This is a genomic window from Bartonella rattaustraliani AUST/NH4 (assembly GCF_000312565.1).
In the GTDB taxonomy this organism is placed as follows: Bacteria; Pseudomonadota; Alphaproteobacteria; order Rhizobiales; family Rhizobiaceae; genus Bartonella; species Bartonella rattaustraliani.
Window position 1 is genome coordinate 10528 of the sequence record NZ_CALW02000057.1, and the last position, 25050, is coordinate 35577.

Below are 25050 nucleotides of genomic sequence, written 5' to 3' on the forward strand. Positions count from 1 at the left end.
CAATCTGTGTTGATATAAAAAATAATTGTTTTTTTTGATATAAACGAAAAAGACTATGACATTTTTTATTTATTTTATACGTGAAGCTGTTTTTGCGTAATCTATGTTCAAGCGCATTTTAAAAAACTTGGTTGTGATCATACAATGTACTTACTGATCTTTAGAGCTTTTTGAGGTGGAAGCGCTCAGTGCTAATGTGCAATATTCTGCTTTATGGTGATTTAATTTCTTGGTTATAGCTATAACTCTTGAGGTTTTCTAAAGCTGGATTTTTAAAATTTGTTTTTTTATGCATTTTGATAACCTGTCTCACGCAGATCTTTGGTCAATCTTTTTAAATTCACAATGATAAGTTGTGTTTGTTAATTAATAACATCCTATAGTTTTATTTTTCCTTTACAGAAGATACAGAATGCATTATACACTTATTAGGTGTGTTGAATTGTTGTTCTCCTATAGGTGGCTTTTGTGTTGTGTTTAAGTCTTCTGCCAAATTTACTGAACGACGCATCGCACCAATCAAATGAGCAGTAGGTGCATTCTGTTGGTTATACCTTTTTTGTCTTTGAGGTGTTTATCGGATGGTGCACGGGTGCTTTTGTTTTCAATGAGAGGGGACAGAAGGTTTCGAGGGAACTATGATTAAAGTGTTTAGAAATCATGTATGTTTATGTACTTTCACGACGGCTATCCTTTCTCTTTTACAACATGGGGTAGGGTTTTGTGAAAATAGAGAACGATCTGCTCGTACGCATCGTGTTGTTGAGATTTTTTTTGATAACCCTTATACGTTTCCTGCGATTGATGTAATTTCATATCCTCTTGGGACTATGCCTCCACCCCTTGTCTCCCCCCCTGATATTGTTGTAGCACCATATCCTGAGGGGCTTGTGTCTCCATCTTCTGAGATTAGCGTGTATAAAACTCTTAGCGGAAGTACAAGTTATGGGGGGCTTCGTGGAATTGAGGGAGATAGTACTGGGAAGCAATGGAGTACGATGTCTGCTGAGGTAGATCCCCGTAAGCCTGCGTCTTCTTCTATTAGTGGTCTTGGTGGGAATAACAGTGATCGCTCTCTTAGCGGTATGGGGAGTGATAGAGAGGGGAATAGCTATATTTTCAAATATGGTCCGGATGGGAAAAAGCTTTCACTGTATGATGGCTTATATTATCTGTGTGATAATTGCGGAGAGGGTATAATTAATAGTAAATCTTATAATATTATGAAAGAAAAAGTTTCTAATTATCCCTCTAGGACTGCTATAACCGTAAGAGGGAAGAATGCGAAAGTTATTGGGAAAGATGTCATTGTTGGCAGTGGTAATTCTGATGAAACTTTTCAATATGGTGTTTCTGTATCACAAGGCGGAAAGATTGTTTTTCCAGAATTGATTCTCAAGAATGCGGATACAGCTCTTTATGCGCGTGATGGGTTTATTGGGGTATATGGTGGGAATATTGAAGGAAAAAATAAGGCAATTCAGGCAACAGGGGCTTCAGTTGTTGTTTTAGAGGATGTAAATGTTAAAGTACAGGATGGGGAGGTAGGTTTTTCGAGTTATGACAAATCGAAAATTAGCATGCGAGGTGGATCATTTCACTTTAAAGACAGTAATGGAGTTTCTGCGACATTAGGTGGGAAAGTCACTCTTGATGATGTTAGCATTACTGGAGAGGGAGAGAAAAACAAAAATTATGCAGCACTACGCATGGATTTAGATGGTTCTGTGAGTTTTAGTGGAACTCTTGATGTTACTCATGCTCATGGCGTGATGTTAGAAAATACAGTGAGTACTCCTAATTCGGTTCCGCTTTCTCCAGAATTATCAGATAAGGCTACTATAACGGAGGTGAATGTCAAATCTTCCACTATAACAGTGAGGGGTGAGGGGGCTGATGGTATCTATTTTCGAGGAGAGAAGCGGTCAACAGAAGAGGAGAATCCCTTAGGGCAGGAGGACGTTTCTCCTAGGTTAGGGGTTGTTAATTTGAGTGTAACGGAATTTTCAGTTTTTGATGGTGTGGCTATTCATGGTGAAGATGTTACAAATGGCGCTGTTAGTTTATTAAGCAGTACTCTTCGTTCAAGGGATTTTTTGTTGAAAGTTGAGGGGGGCGCTTCTGTGACAGTTTTAGCAGATAGCTCTACCCTTGAAGGAAGGGCTTATACTGATGGCTCTTCTTTTGCTGAGCTTTATTTGGGTGATAATTCCGTATGGAAAATACAACAAATGAAACAAAGCGGGCAGGATAAAACGGATTTGAAAAGTGATTCGTCTCTTTCACGTTTAAGCCTTATGGGGAATAGTGCTGTTGATTTTACAGCACCAAAAGATGCTTCGACTTATGAGTATCAAACACTCCGTATTGGAAACGGAAAGGAAACAGCGTACAAGGCACAGGATGGTGCACATATTTATTTCAATACATATTTGAATGAAGGTGGTTCTCTTGAAAATCAAAAGACAGATCGTCTTTTGATTCATGGTGATGTTACGGGAAAAACGACAGTCCATGTGCGCCGTATTTCAGGAAGTCCAGGGGGATACACGGGAAGTGGTGGGAATAACCAAGGTATTTCCCTTATTCAAGTTTCTGGAAGCGCAAATGCAAATTCTTTTCAGTTAGAGGGTGATTATGCAACGCTAGAGCATTCACCTTATCAGTATGGGCTCTATGCTTATGGTCCAAGTTCTGATTTAGGAGAAGCTGATCCTACTCAAAGATTGGTGGCAGGGACTGGAAAATTTTGGGATTTCCGCCTCGAAAATAAGTATATTGATCCCCGCCCTGAGCCTGGTCCTGCTCCCAGTCCTGAGCCCGGTCCTGCTCCTGGCCCTCGTCCTGAGCCTGCTCCAAAACCTCATCCTGATCCAGGCGTTAAGGCTGTTGTTCCGCAAGTTCCGACTTATCTTCTTTTGCCAAATGCCTTGTTTCAGGTAGGTTTGATGAATATTGGCAATCAGAGTAGACGGTTAGAAGCTTTGCGAATTGCTTCTGAGGGTGAGGGGGAAAGTGGTGAGAAACCTGCCTTTTTTATGCGTGGTTATGGCGGGAGCCATCGCTATTCTTCAAATCTTTCTAGGCTTGAATATGGTTATGGAGGTGAGCTGGATTATAGTGCAGTTGAGGCAGGTCTTTTGCTCAAAACAATTGAGAATGCTTATAGTACCACATCTTTGGGCGTGATAGGGACTTACGATAGATTTCTTTTGCAACCTTTAGACGTTAAGCAGAGTCAAAAAAGTGCATTTAATAAATGGTTAGTAACGGCGTATGGAAGTATGCAATATGATACGGGCTTGTATGTTGATGCTCTTCTCTCCTATGGTTTGTTTAATGGTGATGTTACCACTCTTGCTCGGGGGAAGACAGCAACATTAAAGGGTAAGTCTTTGAGTACTTCGTTCACTGTTGGTGAGACGTTGGCAGCAGGAAATCAAGGTCTTGTTTTTGACCCACACGTTCAGCTTATTTATCAACAGCTCTATTTTGATAAAGTACATGATATTGATAATTTTGATATCGAAATGGAAAAACTTGATCAATGGGTGATGCGTGTTGGTGGGCGTTTAACCAAGGATTTTGCGATGACTGAGGAAGCACATATTATTTCCTTTTATGGAAAACTTCATCTTGCTCATGGTTTTAAAAAGAAACAGTTAGTGCATTTTAAAGATGCTTTCCAGTTGGGTGCTTTGGGGTCTGCCATAGAAGCTGGATTAGGTTTCAATGCTCAGTTGTCTCAAAAAATTGCTTTATACGGTGATTTGATTTACCAGCATAAAATTACAAAAGCTGGTTTTTCTGGAACGAGTGTTTCTGGTGGATTGCGTTATCATTTCTAATTTATTGTGTTTGTAAGGACTCTAAAAAAAACCACGAGCTGTGCTTGTGGTTTTTCTTTTTCTATCGGCTTTATTTTGCTAACATTTTCGAAGATATGGCTCTTTTGCGCTGCTTAAATGTATTTCTCAGTTGAAGTTTTTCTATTCTTTTTGAAAGATTTTTTCGGTTTGTGTGCAAATAATTTCTCAATTTTCGTGTTTTATAATGAGCACAAATTGAGTTATGATTAAATCATTTATAATGTTCATTCATTAAATAAGAATTCCCAATAATCAAACCTCTCATACATTGGAGTCAAAACTCGTTTGCTTGTACATCATAAAAAAAAGACTGATGTATGAAGAGAAACCATTTGAAAAAACAGAGAGTATATCTTTTCATAAACTTTTTCAATGCAAGAATAATCATAATATTGTGTGTTCATAGAGAGAATAATGAAAGACCAATTGGTCTTTCGATAATGGTATTCAATGTGTTTTTTTCATTATACTCTTTCATGAGTGGAGCGTGAAAACAAGTTTGGGTAAAATAAGATGTCATTTGAGAGAGCCCGTGAATGTGCTGTGCCAAGGCAGTGTTGTATTTATGCTGTAATATAAAAAACATATCATTATGTGTAGCAGTTCATGGTGTTTTCCTGAATGCCCTTGCATGTAGAGGGTTCATAAGAAACACTTTAGCCTTTCTGAAAGTAATTTTATCCAGATATTTATTCTACCTATGATGTGCAAGGGAGCTGCTTTGATTGATTCATTATACAAGGATTGAAAGAGAGAGGTATTTTACTGCCTTAGGGGTAGCATATGATAACGAGAATGATCATTCTAAATCAATATATTGCTATATATAAAATACACTTCTCCTTACTAAAGCTGTTGTTCGAGGTTCTAATTTTTAGTAGTGAATATTCTATTGTGTTTTTACATTTATATAAAACACAAAATAAACTAATATATAATATATTACAAACAAAATGAATTTAAACGTGGTCTGCTCAAGGTCATTTGGCAGAGTGTGTTTTTTATAAGGCGTACGAAGAAAATGGTGTTAGAATTATGGTCAAAATATTAAAAAATCATCTCTCTTTATGTGCTCTCACAACAACGATGCTTTTTTTTGTGCACAATGTAAATGCTAAGGTAGAAGAGGTAAATTCTGGCGGAAGAGCAAATGCTGCTAATACTACGGTGCAGAGTAATGCTAATGATGCTCGTCTGAAAAATGGTGAAAAATCATGTGATGAAAGTTCTTCATTTTATAAATGTAGTGATGGTAAAAAGCATGTCATTTCTAATAAGACTTATGAAAAAACGAGCAGTGTTAGTGAGAATATCGCTATAGATGTTTCTAAAGAACATACGGATGTTAGAGGTGATAACATAACTATTAAGGGTTCAGATGTTGGTGCGGGTGGTGAAGAAAAAGAAAGGACTTGGGCGATTGGTGTAAAGGCATTGGAGAAAGGGGAGGTTTTTCTGGAAAATTCTACTTTGAAAGATGTAGCAACGGGGGTAGATGTTTCTCATGGTCGTGTTGACATAAGAAATGGGTCGATTGATGCCAGTAAAGTAGGGGTTTTAGCGCATGTAGAAAAGGACGTTGCGGAAAAGGGTATTAAGGGACAATCTCATATTTATTTATCTAATACAAATATAAAAACAGGTGACAAAGCGATAGGTCTTTTTAGTCATGGTGTTGATATAATTAAGGACAGTAAAGGAAATAGTCCTACAGTCAGTGATGTTAGCATTATAATGAATGGAGGGAGAATTGATTTTACAGGCGGTGTTGGGGTTAAAACAGAAGGAACAGGACGTGTTGTTTTAGTGGGGGTTTCTATGAGTGGAAAGGGTAGCAAGGAGAAAGGAACAGAAGAACTTGGTGAAAATTCAGCTTTTTACATGTTAAAAGATAAAGGTTCTATATATCTTAAAAAAAGTACAGTTGATGTTGTTGATCTGCACGGCATTGTATTACAGGCAAGATACAGTTCTGCTTGGCTTTCAGAATCTACTGTTGTTGTGAGGGGAGGGGAAGATGTTTACGGTATGCGCTTTTTGAAAAATTTAGAAATTGGCGAGAAAAAGGTAGCTATATCTGGAGGATATACTGTTGATTTGACAAAGACTTCTTTTACTGTTCCAAACAGTACAGCTGTTTATAATAGCAGATTTCGTGGTTTTGTTAATCTTTCGCAAGGTTCAAAACTTTCTGGCGATCTCTTGCTAAAAGTTGATAATAGTTCTTCTTTAATGATTATTGCTGATGACTCGACACTTGTAGGGGGAAGTCGTGTCGATACAAATTCTATTGCTGAGTTGAATTTAATAAATAATTCAAAGTGGATTTTATCTAAACCTCAATATCAAAAAGTGCAGGATTCTGACGCTATAGCTGTTTCATCTATTTCAACGGTATCTCTTTCTGAGAGTTCTCTTGTTTTTGAACAACCGAAATCTGGCATGGATGATGGCTATCAAACGCTTCGTGTTGGAGAGGGCGCGGAAATTGTTTCTCGCCCATATGGTGAGGAACATACTTATGTTAAAGTGAGAGAAACTGCTTATAGTGCAGAGGGCAATGCACACCTTTATCTTAATACATATTTGAATAAGGGAGGTGATCTTAAAGATCAAAAAACAGATCGGCTTCTCATCCATGGTGATGTTGCAGGAAAGACGACGGTTCATGTGCAAGCTGTTCCTGGGAGTCCAGGAGGGGGCACAGGGAGTGGTGGAAATAATCAAGGTATTTCTCTTATTCAAGTTTCTGGACAAGCACAGGAAGATTCTTTTACACTTGCTGGTGGTTATATTGCGTTAGAAAATTTGCCCTATCAATATAAACTTTATGCTTATGGTCCAACTGCTCATTTGGGAAAAGCGGATCCTGGCCAAAGATTGGTTAAAGGTGAAGGAGATTTTTGGGATTTTCGTTTAGAGAATCAATATGTTGACTCTGATCCTAAGCCCACGTCTGAATCCAAGCCTAGACCTGAAGTTAAGTTGCTTCCAAAGCCTTTGGAGGAGGCGGATTTGGATCTTCCTTCTAAACCGATTGTGCGGTCTGTTGTTCCACAAGTTCCCACTTATCTTCTCTTGCCAAACAGCCTCTTCCATGCCGGCTTGATAGATATCAACAACCAAAGCAAGCAGTTGGAAGCTCTGCGGACTACTTCCGGTGGAGTGTCAGGGGTTCGTGAAAATCCTGCTCTATATTTGCGTGGTTATGGTGGAAGTTACCGTTATGCGTCAGATTTATCTGCACTTGAATATGGTTATGGAGGTGATGTTGATTATGATGGTGTAGAAGCAGGTGTCTTGTTACACACAGTTGAAAATGTCGATAGTGCGGTGTCTTTTGGGGTGATGGGATCTTATGGAAAGCTTTCTTTACAACCTCAAGACGTTGCACAAAGTCAGAAGAGTGCGTTTGATAAATGGACAGTGGCAATCTATGGAAACTTGCAACATGATATGGGCTTCTACGTTAATGGTCTTGTCTCCTACGGTCTATTTAAAGGTGATGTTTTGACCCTTGCGCGTGGCAAGACAGCAACATTGGAAGGTCATCCTTTAAGTGTCTCATTGACAGGTGGGCAGTCATTTGCCACAGACTATAAAGGTCTTGTTGTTGAGCCACAAGCACAGGTTGTTTATCAACATCTGCAGTTTAATAAGGCGCGTGATATTGACAATTTTGACATTGAGATGGGCAAACTAGATCAATGGGTAGCACGTGTTGGTGGACGTTTGATCAAGTCTCCTACAGGATCTAAGAGTGCGAATGCGGTTGCTTTCTATGGGAAGCTTTATCTTGCTCATGGCTTTGGAGAAAGACAGTCCGTCCACTTCAAAGATGCTTTCCAGTTGGGATCTTTTGGCTCTTCGTTAGAGGCAGGATTGGGCTTTAATGCAAAGATAGATTCGAAGTTTTCTCTTCATGGTGATGTTCTCTATCAACATAAGCTCAATAAAGCCGGTTTCTCTGGAGCAAGCTTTTCTGGTGGAATACGTTATCAATTCTAGTGTAATTGCTTTTTAAATTCATTGTTAAGAAAACCATAAGTTATTCTTATGGTTTTTTATTTGTTGTTTTGTTGCTCATTTTCAAAACAAGTTTTTTAGTTTCTTTGTTACTGGTCTAAAAAATGAGATTTTGATGTTTCATAATTTTTGCTTTTGGAATGATTTTGAAGATCCATGCAGGTATTGATAAGTTGTTTTAGACCACTGCTTTTGAGGAGCCCTTTCTTTGTGTTTTTAGTCGTGTTTTCAGATCTTCATACTTTAAAAGTGAGGAAAAACAAGAGGATCAAGTTTTGCTCTAAAATCTGTAGTATAGAATATCACGTACGGGGTATTCTTTTCGAAATCCTCTTTCCAAGCGTTTGGTTGAAGAGTTTTAAACTTCCAAAAAATATATATAAAATACAAATATATATAAAATAATGAGTCATATTTTATAAAAGATAACATTTCTAACGGTGTGTTTTTTTGATTTTGGCTTTATATAAAACATGAGCTTTAGATAAAATACGAAATACAGTATATGCGTCGCATAGGGTAGACGCAATTAACGGAATGTGGATTTTTATTTTTCATGGGAAACGGGAAAAAATGTGGCATAATTATGATAAAAATGTTTAAAATCATCTTTCTTTATATCGTTTTATAAGTGTTGTTCTTTTCTTTGTGCATGATGTTGATATTGGTATGTCGCTTTCTTGTTGCAATGAATTGATTTATAATGATTTTTCGTCGTTTTCACCTTAAATCATAACCCCGAATATTGTATGATCTCTCATCTCATCTTATTTCAAATCACTTCATGTTGAATCAATTTTATTCACTTGGTTTTAGACCATAAGCGGGATTGGCATGTGGATAAAAACGAGTGAGGAAAGGAGGAAAAATGCCTCTCATGAATCGCTTTCACGCAAGGGCTGTTGCAACACCCATGCGCTGGTAATGCGAGTGATGATGCCGGTTTGTAGAGACATCTTTACGTAGTAAAGATGATATTTATTGATACGGGGATGAAGGGTAATGCACATAGCGCCTTCAATAAAATTCGTAAACGCATCGGTGAAAGCGTTGATCAAATTTATAGAGGTCTTTCTGATATGATTAAGGCGCTTGTGAGTGATTAAAGAAGCACAGGTCCTTTTTATCACGAATAAATACTTCATTATGGTTTTAGTTATAACCAATTTGTGTACTTTGTAAGATTTTCTCCTGAGTATTTTTATTTTAAAATGCTAGATTTGGTATTCATGTGCAATTGTCTCTAAAAGTCATATTTCATAGTGATTTAATTCACCAGTGTAAACTTAAAAAGGCTGTTTTTGTAAAAGATTTTTCTAGTGAATGAGGCTTGTTATCTTTAGTTATCTTTTTCTTTTAAGACATTTTCTGTGAAATAAGAAGCATAAATTATGACTTTATATTGTTATTTTTGAGACTATGGCTTTACATATAATCCAAAACGAATTATGCAATTAATACATAGTAGATTAATCGTGAGGTATGGCTCTTTCCAATAAGAGTGAGAAAGAAAGTTTATAGTAAATTATGATTAAAGTTTTAAAACACCATGTATGTTTATGTGCTCTTACAACATCTGTTTTCTCCTTTGTATTCAATATAGAAGCTCGTGCAGAAGGACTAAAAGCTTCCTGTGGTTCTCTTTTTAAATCATATGCGTGTGATGATTTTGAGAAAATAAAAGTTTCTTCTGCATCAAGAGATATTTCTGAACCACATGAAGATATTTTCGGTAAGAATTTTGTTGATGCTGTGATTACAGCCAAAACTGGTACAATGTCCATAAAACCAGGACAGATGAATTCAAGAATGGGCGGGACACTGCAATTGAAAGGGGGGAGTTCAGTTACATCAGAAGTGTTTGCAACTCAAAAAGCTGTGACTGTTTTAGATCGTGTTTCTGTTACTGAAAATGTTGAGAATACTAGAAGAAGAAAAGAAAATGGCCGTAATGGCATAAAACACGCAGTTTTTGGTATACAGCAGGATGGCTTTCTCGTTGTTGATTATAGTCAGGTTAATGTTGCCAATGTTCACGGTTTCGTAGCTGAAAGCGCACCAGCGGTTTTCTCTCGCAGTCATTCTTTGCAGTTGCAAAAGATGTCTAAGGTTATTGCTAGAAGTTTAGATATTACTGTTAAGGGGCGTGGAACTCATGGTTTGCATTTTCAGGGTGGTCCCTCAGATGATAATTATCAAGAAGGTGCTTTGCTCTCTAAGTTGGGGGAGTTTCAGTTTTATAAGTTGGATCTTCGTGTTCCAGATGGTACGGCTGTTTATGTTGATAATGCTAGAAGGGTTCCTCATATCACTGTAACAAAGGATTCACGTATTTTTGCTGATGTGTTATTAGATGTTAAGAATAATTCGTCTGTGGTGATGGAGGCTAATCATTCCTTTCTTGTAGGGGGGGCACGAATTGACAGCAATTCTTATGCTGAACTTGAATTATTTAATAAGGCACAGTGGACTGTGACACCAGGAAAGAAAGGTAGTCGAGGGAATACACAATCTACGGATTCTTCGATTTCATTTATAAGGCTTATTGACAGTTCCGTTTTCTTTAAGAAGCCACAAGATGGTCGTTATCAAACACTTCGTATCGGGAAATTAGGTGATGACTATCCAAATTATGCTTACGTTGCGCATGGTGATGCACGTCTTCATATCAATGCATCTCTTTTTACAAATGGTAAAAACAAGGGGGTAAAGGCCGATCAGCTTGTGATTTATGGTGATGTTTATGGAAAAACCAAAGTCTATATCGTAGAAGTTTCAGGTAATGAAAAGAAAAGAATAGCCCGTAACAAAATTGAAAAAAGAACAGTTCCAAGTATTTCGATTGTTCAGGTTTATGGGAAGGCGGAGCAAGATTCTTTTAAGTTGGCAACTGATTATGTAGCATTAAGAGGGGCGCCTTATAAATATAGTCTTCGTGTTTATGCTCCAGGAAAAGGAGAGAGTGAGCATAAAGGACAGGATAATGGTAATGGAGCGTTTTGGGATTTCCGTCTTGAGCCTGAATATATTCAGCGGGTTTCTCGTTCTCTTAAGGTGCAGAAAGTTGTTGCTTCTCGCCGTGTATCTCGTTCTGCTGAGGATAAAGTCGATCATAATGCTGTTGTGTCAGATTCCGCTTCTTCTCTTCTTGAGCATGAGGGAGACATTATGGCGGTTGTGCCACAAGTTCCGACCTATCTTTTCTTGCCAAATGCTTTGTTTCACTCCGGCTTGATGGATGTAAAAAATCAAAATAAGCAGTTGGAAGCTATGCGGATCAATTCCACTGGGATGTTAGAAATTTATGAAAATTCTGCTTCATTTTTGCGTGGATATGGGGGAAGCTACCGTTATGGTTCAGACTTGTCTGCATTTGAATATGGTTACGGGGGCAATCTTGATTATAATGGCGTAGAGGCGGGTATTTTATTACAAACAATTGAAGATGCTAATATTGCCATGTCTTTTGGGGTTATGGGTTCTTATGGAAAGCTTTCTTTACAACCTCAAGAAGTTGAACAAAGCCAGAAGAGTGCATTTGATAAGTGGACGGTTACAGCCTATGGTAGCCTGCAGCATGATGAGGGCTTTTATGTAGATGGTCTTTTCTCATATGGTTTCTTGAAAGGTGATGTCCTTACCCTTGCAAGGGGAAAGACAGTAACGTTGAAGGGAAGCCCTCTAAGTGCATCATTCACTTCTGGTAAGTCGATTATTACAGGACAGGAAGGTCTTGTGTTTGATCCCCAGATTCAAATTGTATATCAAAATTTGCAATTTGAGAAAGCCTCTGATGTAGATGGTTTTGACATTGATATGGAAAAACTTGACAAGTGGATCATGCGTGTTGGTGGGCGTTTAACCAAGACTTTGGTGACATCCCAAGCAGAGCGTGTTGTTTCTTTGACTGGAAAAATGCACTTTGTCCGTGGTTTTGGAGGCAAGCAGTCTGTGAATTTTGAGGATTCTTTCCAGTTGAGTGCTTTTGGTTCTTCGTTGGAAGTTGGATTGGGTCTTAATGCGCAATTATCTTCAAAATTTATGTTTCACGGAGATGTAACCTATCAGAATCAAATTGGCAAAGCTGGTTTTTCAGGAGCAAGTTTTTCAGGTGGTCTTCGCTACCGTTTTTAGATATTCGTGAAATATAAGGTCATTTTTGTATAAGTGTATGATTTTATCTAAAGTTGTAAAAATGTGAATTTTTATATTTCTTGCCTTGTAAGTGTTTCACTGAGTTTTGCGACGTGGATCGTTTATTCTTCAAATAGAAGGGGGGGAGATTACGAGAGGGATTATGGTTAATTTATTTAGAAAATGTAAATTATATTTTCTAATAATTGCTTCTTTATTTTTTTTTCCGATTTTTCCGATTATGGGTCTTGATGTAAAACTTTCTGATTCTAGGAAGGATTGTGATGCCGATATGCAACCTTATATATGTCGTGATGGTAAAAAACATACGATTGAAAATAAAAGCTATCACTTTTCCATGTTTCCTAAGTTTAATTCTTTTCCTGCTATGTATGTGGAAAAAAATGGTACAGTTGTTGATGCCTCTCAGATAAAGGTTACGGGTCCAACGCCCATAGTTGTTACAGATCCTGAACCAAATCAAGGTTTTCTATATGGTGCGTATGTAAAAGATGGTGCACGCCTTAATTTAAAGGAGACAAATTTTGAAAATTTATCAGTGGCTCTTCATGCACAGAATGCAAGGATTTATACACAAAGGGGGGCCATTAAAAATGGTGGTATTTACGCAGAGGGGGAAAATACAGCTATTATTTTACTTTCTATCAAGGTTTTTCTAGAAGATACAGAGGCAGAAAATATAAGTATTTTCAGTAATCAGGGTGCATTTATTAGTTTTATAGGTGGTCACTTCGATTTTAAGGGAAGCGGTTCATTTCAAACACAGCTTGGGGGGAAGTTGCGTATAGGGTCAGCTTATTTAAAAGGAGAAGGGAAAACGCAACCTCTTACAGAAGATGATGAAACGGTGCGTGAATTCCTAGAAATTTTTGATATATCTCAAGGGGGTGATGTCTCTTTGGATCAGATTAATATGCAGCTTAATAATAGGCACGGTTTTTTTATTAAAAATTTTTCAGGTTATGCGGATAGTGCTAATATGCTCATTCAAGGAGAGGATGATAAAGATAAATTGTTTAAAGGATACACTTTATCGAATGCGTTTAAGAAAACCAATATCAAGATTGAAAAATCCGATATTTCTATACAGGGGAAAGGAGTGCTTGGTTTGTATTTGGATGGGGTGGATCCAGGGATATGGGCCAATATGCTAAAGCTAGATCCTACAAAGCTTTCAAAAGTGGAAAACCTTATTGTAGGAGAGGCGTCTGTGCATTTGTTACAGACAACTTTGTCAGTTCCGGAGGGTATCGCCATTTATAGTACAGGATTTGATGATTATGGTGCTGAAGCTACAATTGAACTCACAGAAAGGGCAAGGATTTCTGGTGATCTTTTGCTATTAGCTGACAATAATTCTTCTCTTTTTGTGAAAGCAAATAATTCTACGCTTGCAGGAGATATTCGTGTTGAGGATGTATCTATTGTTAATTTAGAGTTAGAGAATGGTTCCTCTTGGTATATAAGAAAAAGTCAGTATGTAAATTTACAGAAATCGGATTCTACAGTTCCATCTGTTTCATATATAAGTCTTAGTGATAGTACACTTTTTTTTGAAAAATTTATAACAAGAGATTATCAAACGCTGAAAATTGGAAAAGAAACTAATGTAAATGAAGCAGTATATGGCGCAGAGGGCAATTCTCGGATTCAGATGAGTACGTTTATGGATAAGAACGGCTTATTTGATTCTCAAAAAACTGATCGCCTTTTAATCTATGGTGATGTTATGGGAACCACTCTGATCGATCTAGTAGGTTTTTCAAAAGATTCAGAGAATAAGGAGAGTAAAGGAAGCGATAACAGTGTTTCAATTATTCAGGTTTCTGGAGAAGCGACAGAAAATTCTTTTAAACTTCTTAATAATTATACTGCAATAAATGGTTCACCTTATCAATATCGTCTTTACGCTTATGGTCCAGGTTCTTCTTCTGGAAAAGCTGATCCAAAAAATAGATTGCTTGAAGGGAAAGGAGATTTTTGGGATTTTCGTCTCAAAAGCGTTTATGTTGAACCTAAACTAGCTTCTTCTGGATCTGTTCCCCCCTCCACTGAACCAGAACCTTCAGCACTTGGTTCGAGAGTTGAGCCACCTAAGAATTCTTTATCTTCTGATCCACTATCAGAGTCTCTTTCGCATGAATTGCTTGTATCAACTTCTCTTGAAGAATCTTCTTCTGTTGAGTCATTACTTGCTCCATCGACAGCTATTTTTCCTCAATCTTCTGAAGAGTCTGTACCATCTATTCCTACAGACTTGGTACCCCCTCCTTCCGCTGAATCAGGACCTTTAGTATCTGATTCATCTGTTTTGGTACCTCCTTTATCTGAGGACTCTACTTCCAACTCTGTTCCACCTGTTTTACCTAAACTTCCTTTGGTACCAACGGTTTCAGAGGGACTTGCTTCTTTACAACCTATATCTGTACCGTTGCCTCCTGCTGAAGAGCTACCATCTGAGTTATCTGATCTGGCCGATTCTTTGTCTACGGAGTCCACGGATTTCAGTTTATCTGTGTCTGTCGAACTAGAGTCTTCTGAACCGTATAATCAGGTAGATACTTCGTCTACAGATTCTGCTCTTACTCCTTCTACACCTGTTGCATCTGAACTTCCTTCTACTTCAGAGAAACCTTCTTCTGCACAACCTATACCCGCACCAACTATTCCAGCTGAAACTCCTACTGAGATGCCGCCATATCAGCCATCTGATATGGTAGATTCTTTGTCTAAGGATTCTGCTCCTTTTATATCAGAGGTTCCAGAGGAATCTTCTTTTGTGCAATCGGCACCGGTGCCTCCAGCTGAAACTCCTTCTGAAGTGCTGCTATCTAAGTCATCTGATCAGGTGCTTTCTTCATCTAGAGAGGCTATTCCTTCTGCACCAGAAGCTCCAGAAGAATCTTCTGCTGTGCAACCTATGCCTGCACCAACGGTTCTAAATGAAACTCCTGCTGAAATGCCGACATCTAATCCGGAAGATTCGTTGTCTAAGGATTCTGTTTCCGTATCCTCTGTGATTGTAGAACAAAAGTCTTCTGCGCCACCTTCTTCGGTAGTTTCTCCATTTCAGGATTCTGTGCCTTCTCCACCTGTCCCATCAGAGGTTCTAGAGGAACCTTCTTCTATACAACCTATATCTGTATCGGTGCCTTCAGCTAAAGCACCTGTTGAGGTACCGTCATCTAAGTTATCTGATATGGTAGTTTCTTCATCTACGGATTCTGTTTCCGTATCCTCTGCGATTGTAGAACAAAAGCCTTCTGAGCCATCTGCTTCGGTAGCTTCTTCATTTCAGGATTCTTTGCCTTCTGCACCTGTTCCATCAGAGGTTCTAGAGGAACCTTCTTCTGCGCAACTTATACCTGAATCACCAGTTCCTGTTGAAATTTCGGCTGAGGAGCCACCGTCTAAGTCATCTGATCTGGCAGATTCTTCGCCTATTCCTCCTGTTCAACTTGAGCCAAAAATGAGGGCTGTTGTTCCTCAATTACCAACGTATCTTCTTTTGTCAAATGCCTTATTTCATGCTGGTGTCATAGATCTGATCACGCAAAATAAGAAGTTAGAAAGGATGCGAAGAGCTTTTCATAGCTCTTGGAAAGTTGATGAAAATGCAGCCTTTTTTTTGCGCACTTATGAGAGAAGTCATCATTATACTTCCAATTTATCTGCTCTTGAATATGGTTATGGAGCTGAGCTCGATTACAGCGCTCTTGAGGCAGGTGTTTTGTTGAAAGAGGCTGAGTATCTAGACAATCGTACATTCTTTGGAGTGCTGGGAAGTTATGGCTCTCTCTCTTTGCATCCTTTAGATGTTGAATACAGCAAAAAGAGTCCATTTGAGAGATGGTCCATGGCTGCCTATGGCAGTATGCGGCATGATACGGGTTTTTATATGGATGGGGTGCTCTCATATGGTTTGTTTAGGGGAGATGTTTTGACGTTTGCACGGGGCAAGGTTGTAACGTTAAGGGGTAAGCAGCTTAGTGGTTCTTTGACAACTGGTATAGTGTTTACAATAGGGCATAAAGGTGTTGTTTTTGATCCGCAAATTCAAGTTATTTATCAGCATCTTCAGTTTAATCGGGTGCATGATGTTGATAACCTTGATGTTGATCTGGGAAAACGGTATCAATGGGGAGCGCGTGTTGGAGGGCATTTAAATAAAACTATTTCTTTCTCTGAAGAGGAATATGGCATTTCTTTCTATAGCAAGCTTTATTTTTTGCAGTTTCTTGAAAATAGGCAGTTTGTCTCGTTTCAAAAAGATTTCCAGTTAGGTGCTTTTGGTTCTTCTTTGGAAGCGGGAATTGGGTTTAATGCTCGGCTTTCTTCAAAACTTGGCTTTGATGGTGATGTAACTTATCAGCATAAACTTACGAAAGCGGGTTTTTCAGGAACGAAGTTCCGTGCTGTGTTACATTATGATTTTTAAATATACATCAAATATATTCACTATAAATAAAATATATAATATCTTATACGTTATTATATAGTATTGTATTGTTTATATAGCATTATATTAAGTATTAAATTGGATTTTTGTTCTTATATTTGTTATATATTAAAATTTTATTTTAAATAAATTTGTATTGTTCTTTGTCAATGAATAAGAGTTATGGTTAGTGTATTTCATAAATATGTGTTTTTATGTCTTTTGACAACTTCTGTTCTTTATTATTTCTTGAAAGTTTCCCATGTTCATGCTGTTGAAACTCCATGTGATCTAGAAGCCTCGTTTTTTAAATGCAGTGATGGTAAAAGGCATACAATCCAAAATAAAACTTATCATTTAAAAAGTTCTTGGGAAGTATTTTCTATGCCTGTTTCTCTATATGTAGAAGGAAATGGGGCACTGTCGTTGAGGTATCTCATGTTACTGTTTTGAGTGACAAGTCAAGTACAGCACTTGCATATGCTGTACGTGTCATAGATGGTGGGCAGCTTATTCTAACGAATTCAAATTTTAAAGATACCCTTGGTTTTCATGCTCAAAATGCAGCTATTAACATGGAAGGAGGATTAATTGAGTGGATTTTGAACGCTCTTCCTGCATTTGGGGAAAAAACAGATGTTTCTTTAGCTCATGTAAACATTGGAATTACAAAAGATAATTTGAATGTAAAAGAGCTTGGTATTGTGAGTGGTTGGGGTGCAATGGTTCAGATGTCAGAGAGCTTGGTTACTTTTAATGAGGTTGGATCATTTGTAACACGGTTTGAGGGAAGATATCGTCTTGATAAGATGGATATTAAGGCAAAAGGAGATAAGGGGCGGGCTACTGGTTATGTCAATGTGTGAGTGTACTACCAGAAGCTTTTTATGTTTCTCAAGCAGGTGATATTCGTTTAAGAAATAGTTCTATTCAGCTTAGTGATATGCATGGCTTTTTGATTAAAAATTTTTCGAGCTATGTCGGTGATAATGGCAAGTTTTTTTAAAGTCATGAAAATGTAGAGGATGCTGATAAGACAAATATTAAAGCAGATAATTTTAATAAGACAAATACTAGGGTTGAAAGCTCTCATATTTCTGTAGAGGGCAAAAATGCAATTGGTTTCTTTTTAATGTGTTAGGGCCATAAGATTCTGCCAAAAAACTGTCTCTATGCAATAAGGCGTATGATGATGACAAGGCATCTCACAATATATCTGATAAGCGTCTTTTAGAAGCAAACAAAGTTATGACAGAGGAAGTGTTTGTTTCTTTATCAAAGACGAGGCTTACAGTTCCAAATAGTATCGCTCTTTATGCTAGCGGGGTTGGCGATTATAGGGCTAAGGGTACTCTTGAATTATCGAATGAAAAAAGGTTTCTGGTGATTTGTTATGAAAAGTTGAAAATAACGCTTTTCTCTCTGTTATAGCACGTAACTCTACTCTTATAGGAGGGACGCGGGTGGATGATACCTCTCTTGCTGGTTTAGAGTTAACGCATGGTTCGACATGGTATCTCACAAAAAGCAAAGATGAACTTTTACAGAAATTGGGTTCTGAAAATTCATCACTTTCATTTGTCAGTTTTTCTGATAGTACACTTGTTTTTGATTCAGATCTCTCTCTTGGTGATCAGACGCTCTACATTGGAAAAAAATGGGTAAAAAATATAGAGATGATGACATAAATGAAGAAACATTGTCTGATGAAATAGAAAAGTTATACAAGTCTGTAAACAAGAAAGCATACAGTGCAGAAGGTCATGTTCAGATTAAGTTGAGTACGTTTTTAAATAATAATGGTTTGTTTGATCCTCAAAAAAACGGATCGCATTTTGATCCATGGTGATCTCTCTGGAACCTTTACAATCCATATGCAAAATTTTTCAAAAACTTCAGAAGAAAAGGGAGGTGATGGAGGAAGTCACAGCATCTCACTTAGTTTAAGTTTCTGGACAAGCAAAGGAAGATTCTTTTACGCTTGCTAGAGGTTACATCACTGTAGGTGGTTTTCCTTATCAATATCATTTGCGTGGCTATGGTCCACATTCTTCCTTTGGGGGATCTGACCCCAAGAATAGATTAGTTGCAGGAGAAGGAGAGTTCTGGGATTTTCGTCTCGAAGCTATCTATATTGAGCCCCAAAATAATCCTTCTGAAATTGTACCGGTCTCATCGGCATCTTCTTGATTTGATCTTTCGCCACGTTCACTTATATCTGTCAAGCTTGATCTTGCATCATATGAAAAGGTTAGGGTCGTTGTTCCGCAAGTGCCAACCTACTTCCTTTTACCAAATGCCTTATTCCAAGCTGATTTTGTGAACCTTACAACTCAAAATAAAAAATTGGAGATCATGCGGATCCGCTCTTATGGTTCTTTGAAACAAGATGAAAATGTAGCATTTTTTGCGCGCAGTTATGGTGGTCACCACCATTATACTTCAGATTTATCTGCTTTTGAATATGGGTATAGAGCTGCATTTGATTATGCTGCATTAGAAGAAGGTGGAGTACTGAAGGAGATAGAAAGTTTATATAAGAGTGCCTCTTTTGGGATCATGGGAACCTATGGAAGATTTTCTTTTCAGCTAAAGATGTTGATACAGAGCGAAAAGAGTACTTTTGATAAATGGACTGTTGCTGTTTATGGAAGCCTCAAGCATTATATGGGGTTTTATATGGATGGGGTGCTTTCTTATGGTCTTTTTAAGGGAGATGTTCTCATTCTTGCCTAGGGGAAGACAGCAGTGTTAAAGGGGAAAAAACTGAGCACGTCCATAACCAGTGGTAAAACATTTACAATGAGATATAAGGATGTTTTGTTTGATCCACAGGTTCAATTGATTTATCAGAATCTTCAGTTTAATCCAGTACGTGATGTTGATAATCTTAATGTTGATTTGGGAAAATTTGATCAATGAATTGGGCGTGTTGGTGGGCGTTTCTCTAAGGTTCTTTCCACTTTTGAAGAGGAGCGTGTTATTTCTTTTTATAATAAACTTTATTTTTCGCACCGTTTTGGAGAAAAACAATTCGTCTCTTTCAAAAAAGATTTTCAGCTCGGTGCTTTTGGATCTTCGTTAAAGTAGGGCTTGGGCTTAATGCGCAATTGTCTTCAGAGTTTTTATTTCATGGAGATGTGACCTATCAGCGTCGGCTTAATAAAGCAAGCTTTTCTGCTGGGTTGCGCCACTTTTTTTAACTAGGCATGATGTGTATTTCATGCAAAAGGCAGCAAAATCAAAATATTGCAGCCTTTTCATTGACTCGTTGTATTCTTTCAATGGTTTGTGTGTTTATTGCTGAAAAAGTGCATAGTCTATGCTTTATTTGGTCTATATTAAAATATTTTATGGTGTGGCGTATTCTACTTTATAAATATTTTTTTTATTTTATAGATACTCTCTATAGAGATTTTCTTTTGTAAGATTTTTACTTGAATATTATTTGAAAGTCGCATGTATTTTAAAAGTAAGATCTTTTAAGGTAAAATGTTAAGCGCTTTTAAAAATGTGCTTCTACACTTGTCATTTTTTGCAAATTGAGGAGTTTGCGCAGATTGATATTTTATCTTTCTTCGTAGCTGATGTGGCATAGGAATGAGGAGATGTGGAGCATTTGCGTGTGGCAATATTTGTTTTTCTTAATGATTATGTAAGAAAAAGAGAGTTTTATAACCGGGATGTTTGATAAGTTGAGTGCTGGGGCATTATGGCTGGGAGATCCTTTTATGTAAAAGACCTTCTCAAAAAGTTCTTTGAAATGTTTTTGACGAGATATTCTTTCAAGAATTATGAAATTTCTCTCAAACTATTCTAAAACGCTTGTTAAGCAAAATAGGTTTTTAACTTCGATATCTTTTGATATTGAGAGCGGATATGTTGATACTGTTCACGGGCTTGTTTGAAAGAGACATGTCTGAGAAGCCCCTAAGCCCGTTTTGCGGCGGTGTGAGTGAATTACATAACAATAAATCTATTGAACGCCACTATCTTCACGCTTATAAAGAGTCAAACCGGTACCATCACTCACTTTACCAGGACATGGGTGTTGTGACAGCCCTTGTATGAAGGCAGTTCATGAGAGGTATTTTTCTTCCTTTATTCTTTCATTTTTATCCACATGCCAATTCTGCTTATGGTGTAAAGCCAAGAGAATAAAATTGACTCAATAGAAAGAGGTTTGAAAGGAGATAATTTTATGGGTCTTCGGGGTTATGATTTAAGGTGAGAAAAAATAAAAATCAGTGTAAATCAATGTTTTATCTGTGTATGAGATGGTAAATCATTTATCTCAAAGTTTTGAGAGTTAAAGTTTTAAACGTCTTTAGTATGACATAGATTTCTATAGGAATGATGTGTGTTTTTATATTCTGTTTTAGAGAGATCTTTGCATTCCATTTTCTTGGTAAAATAGCACCTTGAAAAGTCAAAAGCTGGATATTTTAAAGGTGTTTTGGAGCTTGAGGCTTTGGATTTCATGAGAAAAGGAGACGGTTTTGGTGTTTGATGATTTTGAGAGAATGGTATGATTGTTTTTATCTGTGATGATTGCTCATATTTGTCTTAGGAAAACAATGCTGTAAAGTTACTAATATACCTGCAATGAATTGGAAAGAAATGTCAGCTCTCTATGAAATACTTTGCCAGACAACAACCATGGCACAATTGGTTTTGCGTTTGCTTATCTTTATGGGTGTTCGTACCAATCCCGTCATATTCGTGAAGATCAGATTGAAGGGAATGGGATATATGGACGATTTCCACTGAGAGTGTGAAAGGAAGACGTAAGGCGACAACAGAGTTTCATGTTCTTTTATCATTAGAAGCATTAAAAGCGATAGAACAAGTGCGCCCTCTCACGCGCAAGAGTTCCTTTTTCTGCATCAGCTCGTGGTTCTTTTGCACACAATGGCATACCACATTACATGAAATGTGTAGGGTTTGGGGCATGCCTCTACGGCTTTCGCTCTAGTTTATGTGATTGGCGGGCAGAAACAACCGATGCTCTCTATGAGATAGCAGAAATTATTCTAGGCGTATACGGTTAGGGGTAAAGGAGCACGTGCTTATCGTCGTACAGATTATTTAGAACAGTGTCGTGTTTTGATGGAAAAATGGATTTCTTATGTCACGGTTCAAGCTTAACAAGTGATGTCGATTATACCACATTCACCGTTTTCACTGCCAAAGGCTAAGTTATGTCCTGTTTGATCCCAGCTTAGCGCTGAGATGGCACTTTTCCCATAACCTTTGAGAAGGTCTTCTTTTCCATCACGAAAATGTGCGCATAAAATCATGCCATCATGAAAGCCTATTGCTACAATTTCTTCGTTTGGATGGCATGAAACAGTGCTCACAAGCGCATTTGCTCGTGTGCCGAGTTCTAGAGGTGCTTTTCCCATGGGGCCGTCTTTTGTATGAAAGGGCCAAACAATTGCCGCTGAGGCGCCTGATGTTGCGAGCCATTTTCCTTTTGCACTCCAAGACCAGCTTTTCACTTTGTTTGGATAGCCACTCATGCGTAAATGTTGATTATCCGCAAGACGCCAGCCATGAAGGGTGTTTTCCTGCATCGTTGAAATAACATAACGGTTGTCTGGTGAGAAAGTCACATCGCAATGTGCACCTTTCCATTCCAGTGTGGTTGGGGGTGTTTGTGTTGATAACCAATAAAGGGTAACCCCATTGTAATGGGCAACGGCAAGTCGTAGACCCTTTGGCGCGAAAGCAAGCCCTTCTACACTGCGTGCATGGGTAAGTTCTTGCAGTCCTTTTCCGACATTTGCCCATGTTAAACGTGAGGAGGAAAAAGCAAAAATATTTTGTGGTCCAAAAGCCACTTTGTTTATCCATTTGCGCTCTTGGTGACCTAAAATTTTTATATGACCATCTGCTGTTGTTTGACAGGCTTTTCCATCTTCCCCCCCTGTGATGATTGTGGTTTTATCATGAGAAAATTGGCTGGAAATGATTCCTTGGTGAACTTCAAGTGTTTGTGGAGTAGGGCTCAAAAAAACAACCAAACCCTCCACTGAAACGAAAGCTGGCTTGTTGTTCATAAAACCGCAGGAAAGACAGTAGCTTTGGAGATCGTAATGGGTAATGCTTGGCATTGTGACTCACTTATGCGCAATTTTCAAAACCAGTTTTAAGTTTTTCGGTCTCAAGATTGCGACCGATAAAAACAAGTCGACTTTCTCGCTTTTCATTATCACGCCATGGACGTTGATGCTGTCCTTCAAGAATCATGTGAATACCTTGGATGACATATCTATCATCATCTTCTTGAAAGGCAATAATGCCTTTTAGACGTAAAATATCAGGGCCTTGTTGTTGTGTTATTTGTTGGATCCATGGAAAAAACTTTTCTGGTTGGAGAGCGCCTGTTTTTAAACTTACAGAAGTGACTGTAATATCATGAAATGGGGAAGGGTGGGGATGTTGATGATCATGATGGCAATCGGGACCACAGATATGATCTGGATGTTGGTGCTCGAGAAAATGGGGTTCATTCTCTAAAATGCGTTGAAGATCAAAAGAACCAAGATTGAGGATTTTTTCAAGAGCGATATTTGCGCGTTCTGTTGTATAAAGTATTGCTCTGGGATTAATCGCAAAAATGAGCGATTCAGCATGTGCACGTTCTTGCGTGTTAACAAGATCAATTTTATTTAAAATGATGATATCAGAGAAAGCAATTTGGTCTTCCGCTTCACGGCTCTTTTTAAGTTGGGATGGCAAGTGTTTTGCATCAACAACTGCGATAACACTATCAAGCACTGTTTTTTCATGGACAGTATTATTCATGAAAAAAGTTTGTGCGACGGGAATAGGATCGGCAAGTCCTGTTGTCTCTATAATGATGGCATCAAATCGATGAGAGCGTTGCATCAAGCTTTCTAGAATGCGAATAAGATCGCCGCGGACAGTACAGCAAACACAGCCATTATTCATTTCATAAATTTCTTCATCGGATTCAACAATAAGATCATTATCAATGCCAATCTCACCAAATTCATTGACGATAACGGCATAACGTTTGCCATGATTTTCGCTGAGAATACGATTGAGAAGAGTAGTTTTTCCTGCACCAAGATAGCCTGTCAAAACTGTAACGGGAAATTTATTGAGAGTCTGATTTGTTTTTTCCATGAAGGGTGCCTTTTATTGTAATGCGTTTATTTTAAATCGATTGATATCATCAAGTAAATCACACAGACCACAAAGAACATGAGAAAAAATTGCTTTCCCTGCTTTTGCGGTTGCTTGGCTTGCATTGCCTGCTGCACCCTGCGTGTTAAGATCACGCATTTTCCAGCCAAAGGCATGAGGACCATAAGCGCGCAAATACCGGTAATTGGCAATCATATCGGCTTGCTTATTATGAAAATTTTGTGCTTTTTCCATATGCACTTTTTCGGGTGCCAAATAAAGCATTAAGGAAGTTTCGATAAACCCTCCATGGATATCAAGATGCTGTTGTGAGGGTTTCATTAAGCCTTGTGGGAGTCCAAAACGACTCCAGCTTGTTGCAACTGCAAGCATTGAAAAACGTCTGCGTAATTCGGTGATAACAATGCTCATCAAAGGCGAGTTGCCTCCATGAGCGTTGAGAAGAAGGAAACGCTTAATCCCTTTATGATAGCAGCTCTCGCCGATATTGATCCATCGTTCAATGGCTTCAGAAAAGGTGAGTGTTTTTGTGCCAAGAACATCCATATGTTCACCCGAATATCCAATTTTTTCAACCGGTAAGAGTGCAATATGAAATTGCTCTTTTGTTTGTAAAGTGAGCGCTTTTGCAAAAGCATCAGCAATAATCCAGTCGGTTTCAAAGGGGAGGTGATTTCCGTGATATTCATGTGCGCCCAAGGGTAAAAGAGCGAGAAAAGGCGTATCGGATCCCATAAATTTATTGCCTAAAAGAGAAATGAATAAAAGTGATTAAAAATGGTAGAGTTTCTTTTTCCTATTTTAGTCTATCTGTAAACGAAACGCAAATAGCAGCATTTTCACGACGAATATCTGTGCAGCTGAAGTTAAGAGATTTGTTATAAATGGTGAAGATTTCGGTGAGAAAATTCCCTCAATTTTAAATATGATATTGGATTATCCATATTCAGAGAGTGAGTATTTTCGTAAGATTTGCTTAATGTGTACTTTTATTTTTGAAAAGCAAATTTTTAGCAATGACAATATTCCGCATAATATGATGAAAATAAATTTTCCTATAGGTTTACAAAAAGTTCGAGTGTCGAAGGAGCTGCAAGTATCCTATTTCCTTCATCTGGAGGAAAATGATAAAAATATTTTTCGTTGTGGTGGGTATTTTTATTATTATAGATCTTGATTTGCATAAAGATTTTTGTGTCCTTGATTCAAGGCATGAGGCATGAGGCATGAGGCATGAGGCATGAGGCATGAGGCATGAGGCATGAGGCATGAGGCATGAGGCATGAGGCATGAGGCATGAGGCATGAGGCATGAGGCATGAGGCATGAGGCATGAGGCATGAGGCATGAGGCATGAGGCATGAGGCATGAGGCATGAGGCTATGAG

At 38.1% G+C, this 25050-nt stretch carries 14 protein-coding genes; 10 read left to right on the plus strand and 4 right to left on the minus strand.

The features are described 5' to 3' along the window. Positions 1-638: 638 nt before the first annotated feature. The 10 genes from BN67_RS15245 to BN67_RS15250 all read left to right on the plus strand — a co-directional run bounded on the left by BN67_RS15245 (position 639) and on the right by BN67_RS15250 (position 21539). Positions 639-3848, plus strand: a complete 3210-nt coding sequence (locus BN67_RS15245) for an autotransporter family protein (protein WP_019223645.1) — start codon at positions 639-641, stop codon at positions 3846-3848. A gap of 1056 nt (positions 3849-4904) precedes the next feature. Further along, the gene (locus BN67_RS08250) at positions 4905-7877 is read left to right on the plus strand and encodes an autotransporter family protein (RefSeq protein WP_019223646.1); all 2973 of its coding nucleotides are present in this window, start codon (positions 4905-4907) and stop codon (positions 7875-7877) included. A 1545-nt stretch (positions 7878-9422) separates the two neighbouring features. After that, positions 9423-12029 (plus strand): autotransporter outer membrane beta-barrel domain-containing protein, encoded by a 2607-nt coding sequence (locus BN67_RS08260; protein ID WP_019223648.1) that lies wholly within the window; start codon positions 9423-9425, stop codon positions 12027-12029. Positions 12030-12321: 292 nt separating this feature from the next. Beyond that, the gene (locus BN67_RS14265; protein ID WP_192813133.1) at positions 12322-16488 is read left to right on the plus strand and encodes an autotransporter outer membrane beta-barrel domain-containing protein; all 4167 of its coding nucleotides are present in this window, start codon (positions 12322-12324) and stop codon (positions 16486-16488) included. Positions 16489-16937: 449 nt separating this feature from the next. Continuing rightward, positions 16938-17354, plus strand: a complete 417-nt coding sequence (locus tag BN67_RS14960; protein ID WP_019223651.1) for a hypothetical protein — start codon at positions 16938-16940, stop codon at positions 17352-17354. Between the two features lie 597 nt (positions 17355-17951). Continuing rightward, positions 17952-18176, plus strand: coding sequence for a hypothetical protein (locus tag BN67_RS14965; protein WP_019223653.1), 225 nt, complete (start codon positions 17952-17954; stop codon positions 18174-18176). 667 nt (positions 18177-18843) lie between these two features. After that, positions 18844-19224: an autotransporter outer membrane beta-barrel domain-containing protein gene (locus BN67_RS14970; protein ID WP_244427047.1), complete on the plus strand. Its 381-nt coding sequence runs from the start codon at positions 18844-18846 to the stop codon at positions 19222-19224. A gap of 12 nt (positions 19225-19236) precedes the next feature. Further along, a complete protein-coding gene (locus BN67_RS14975; protein WP_019223656.1) occupies positions 19237-19410 on the plus strand; it encodes an autotransporter outer membrane beta-barrel domain-containing protein in 174 nt (57 codons plus the stop codon). A 1698-nt stretch (positions 19411-21108) separates the two neighbouring features. Then, positions 21109-21258 (plus strand): hypothetical protein, encoded by a 150-nt coding sequence (locus BN67_RS14485; protein ID WP_192813134.1) that lies wholly within the window; start codon positions 21109-21111, stop codon positions 21256-21258. A gap of 158 nt (positions 21259-21416) precedes the next feature. After that, positions 21417-21539 (plus strand): hypothetical protein, encoded by a 123-nt coding sequence (locus tag BN67_RS15250; protein WP_280101222.1) that lies wholly within the window; start codon positions 21417-21419, stop codon positions 21537-21539. A gap of 93 nt (positions 21540-21632) precedes the next feature. Here BN67_RS15250 and BN67_RS08305 read toward each other — a convergent pair whose 3' ends face one another. From BN67_RS08305 to BN67_RS14650, 4 genes are all read right to left on the minus strand, one after another. Continuing rightward, positions 21633-22604, minus strand: a complete 972-nt coding sequence (locus tag BN67_RS08305; protein ID WP_026088234.1) for a WD40 repeat domain-containing protein — start codon at positions 22602-22604, stop codon at positions 21633-21635. 10 nt (positions 22605-22614) lie between these two features. Next, positions 22615-23643 (minus strand): CobW family GTP-binding protein, encoded by a 1029-nt coding sequence (locus BN67_RS08310; RefSeq protein ID WP_019223658.1) that lies wholly within the window; start codon positions 23641-23643, stop codon positions 22615-22617. Between the two features lie 12 nt (positions 23644-23655). Beyond that, entirely contained in the window at positions 23656-24399 is a 744-nt protein-coding gene (locus BN67_RS08315; RefSeq protein WP_019223659.1) for a creatininase family protein, read from the minus strand. 429 nt (positions 24400-24828) lie between these two features. Continuing rightward, on the minus strand, positions 24829-25050 hold a 222-nt coding region (locus tag BN67_RS14650; RefSeq protein WP_210160698.1), incomplete at its 5' end, for a hypothetical protein.

What these genes read in the sequence shown, in the direction of transcription:
- BN67_RS14970 (WP_244427047.1), top strand. Translation starts at nt 18,844, where the DNA reads ATGCGGATCCGCTCTTATGGTTCTTTGAAACAAGATGAAAATGTAGCA.
- BN67_RS08250 (WP_019223646.1), top strand. Translation starts at nt 4,905, where the DNA reads ATGGTCAAAATATTAAAAAATCATCTCTCTTTATGTGCTCTCACAACA.
- BN67_RS14485 (WP_192813134.1), top strand. Translation starts at nt 21,109, where the DNA reads ATGTCAGCTCTCTATGAAATACTTTGCCAGACAACAACCATGGCACAA.
- BN67_RS15245 (WP_019223645.1), top strand. Translation starts at nt 639, where the DNA reads ATGATTAAAGTGTTTAGAAATCATGTATGTTTATGTACTTTCACGACG.
- BN67_RS15250 (WP_280101222.1), top strand. Translation starts at nt 21,417, where the DNA reads ATGAAATGTGTAGGGTTTGGGGCATGCCTCTACGGCTTTCGCTCTAGT.
- BN67_RS08305 (WP_026088234.1), bottom strand. Translation starts at nt 22,604, where the DNA reads ATGCCAAGCATTACCCATTACGATCTCCAAAGCTACTGTCTTTCCTGC.
- BN67_RS08260 (WP_019223648.1), top strand. Translation starts at nt 9,423, where the DNA reads ATGATTAAAGTTTTAAAACACCATGTATGTTTATGTGCTCTTACAACA.
- BN67_RS14265 (WP_192813133.1), top strand. Translation starts at nt 12,322, where the DNA reads ATGCAACCTTATATATGTCGTGATGGTAAAAAACATACGATTGAAAAT.
- BN67_RS08310 (WP_019223658.1), bottom strand. Translation starts at nt 23,643, where the DNA reads ATGGAAAAAACAAATCAGACTCTCAATAAATTTCCCGTTACAGTTTTG.
- BN67_RS08315 (WP_019223659.1), bottom strand. Translation starts at nt 24,399, where the DNA reads ATGGGATCCGATACGCCTTTTCTCGCTCTTTTACCCTTGGGCGCACAT.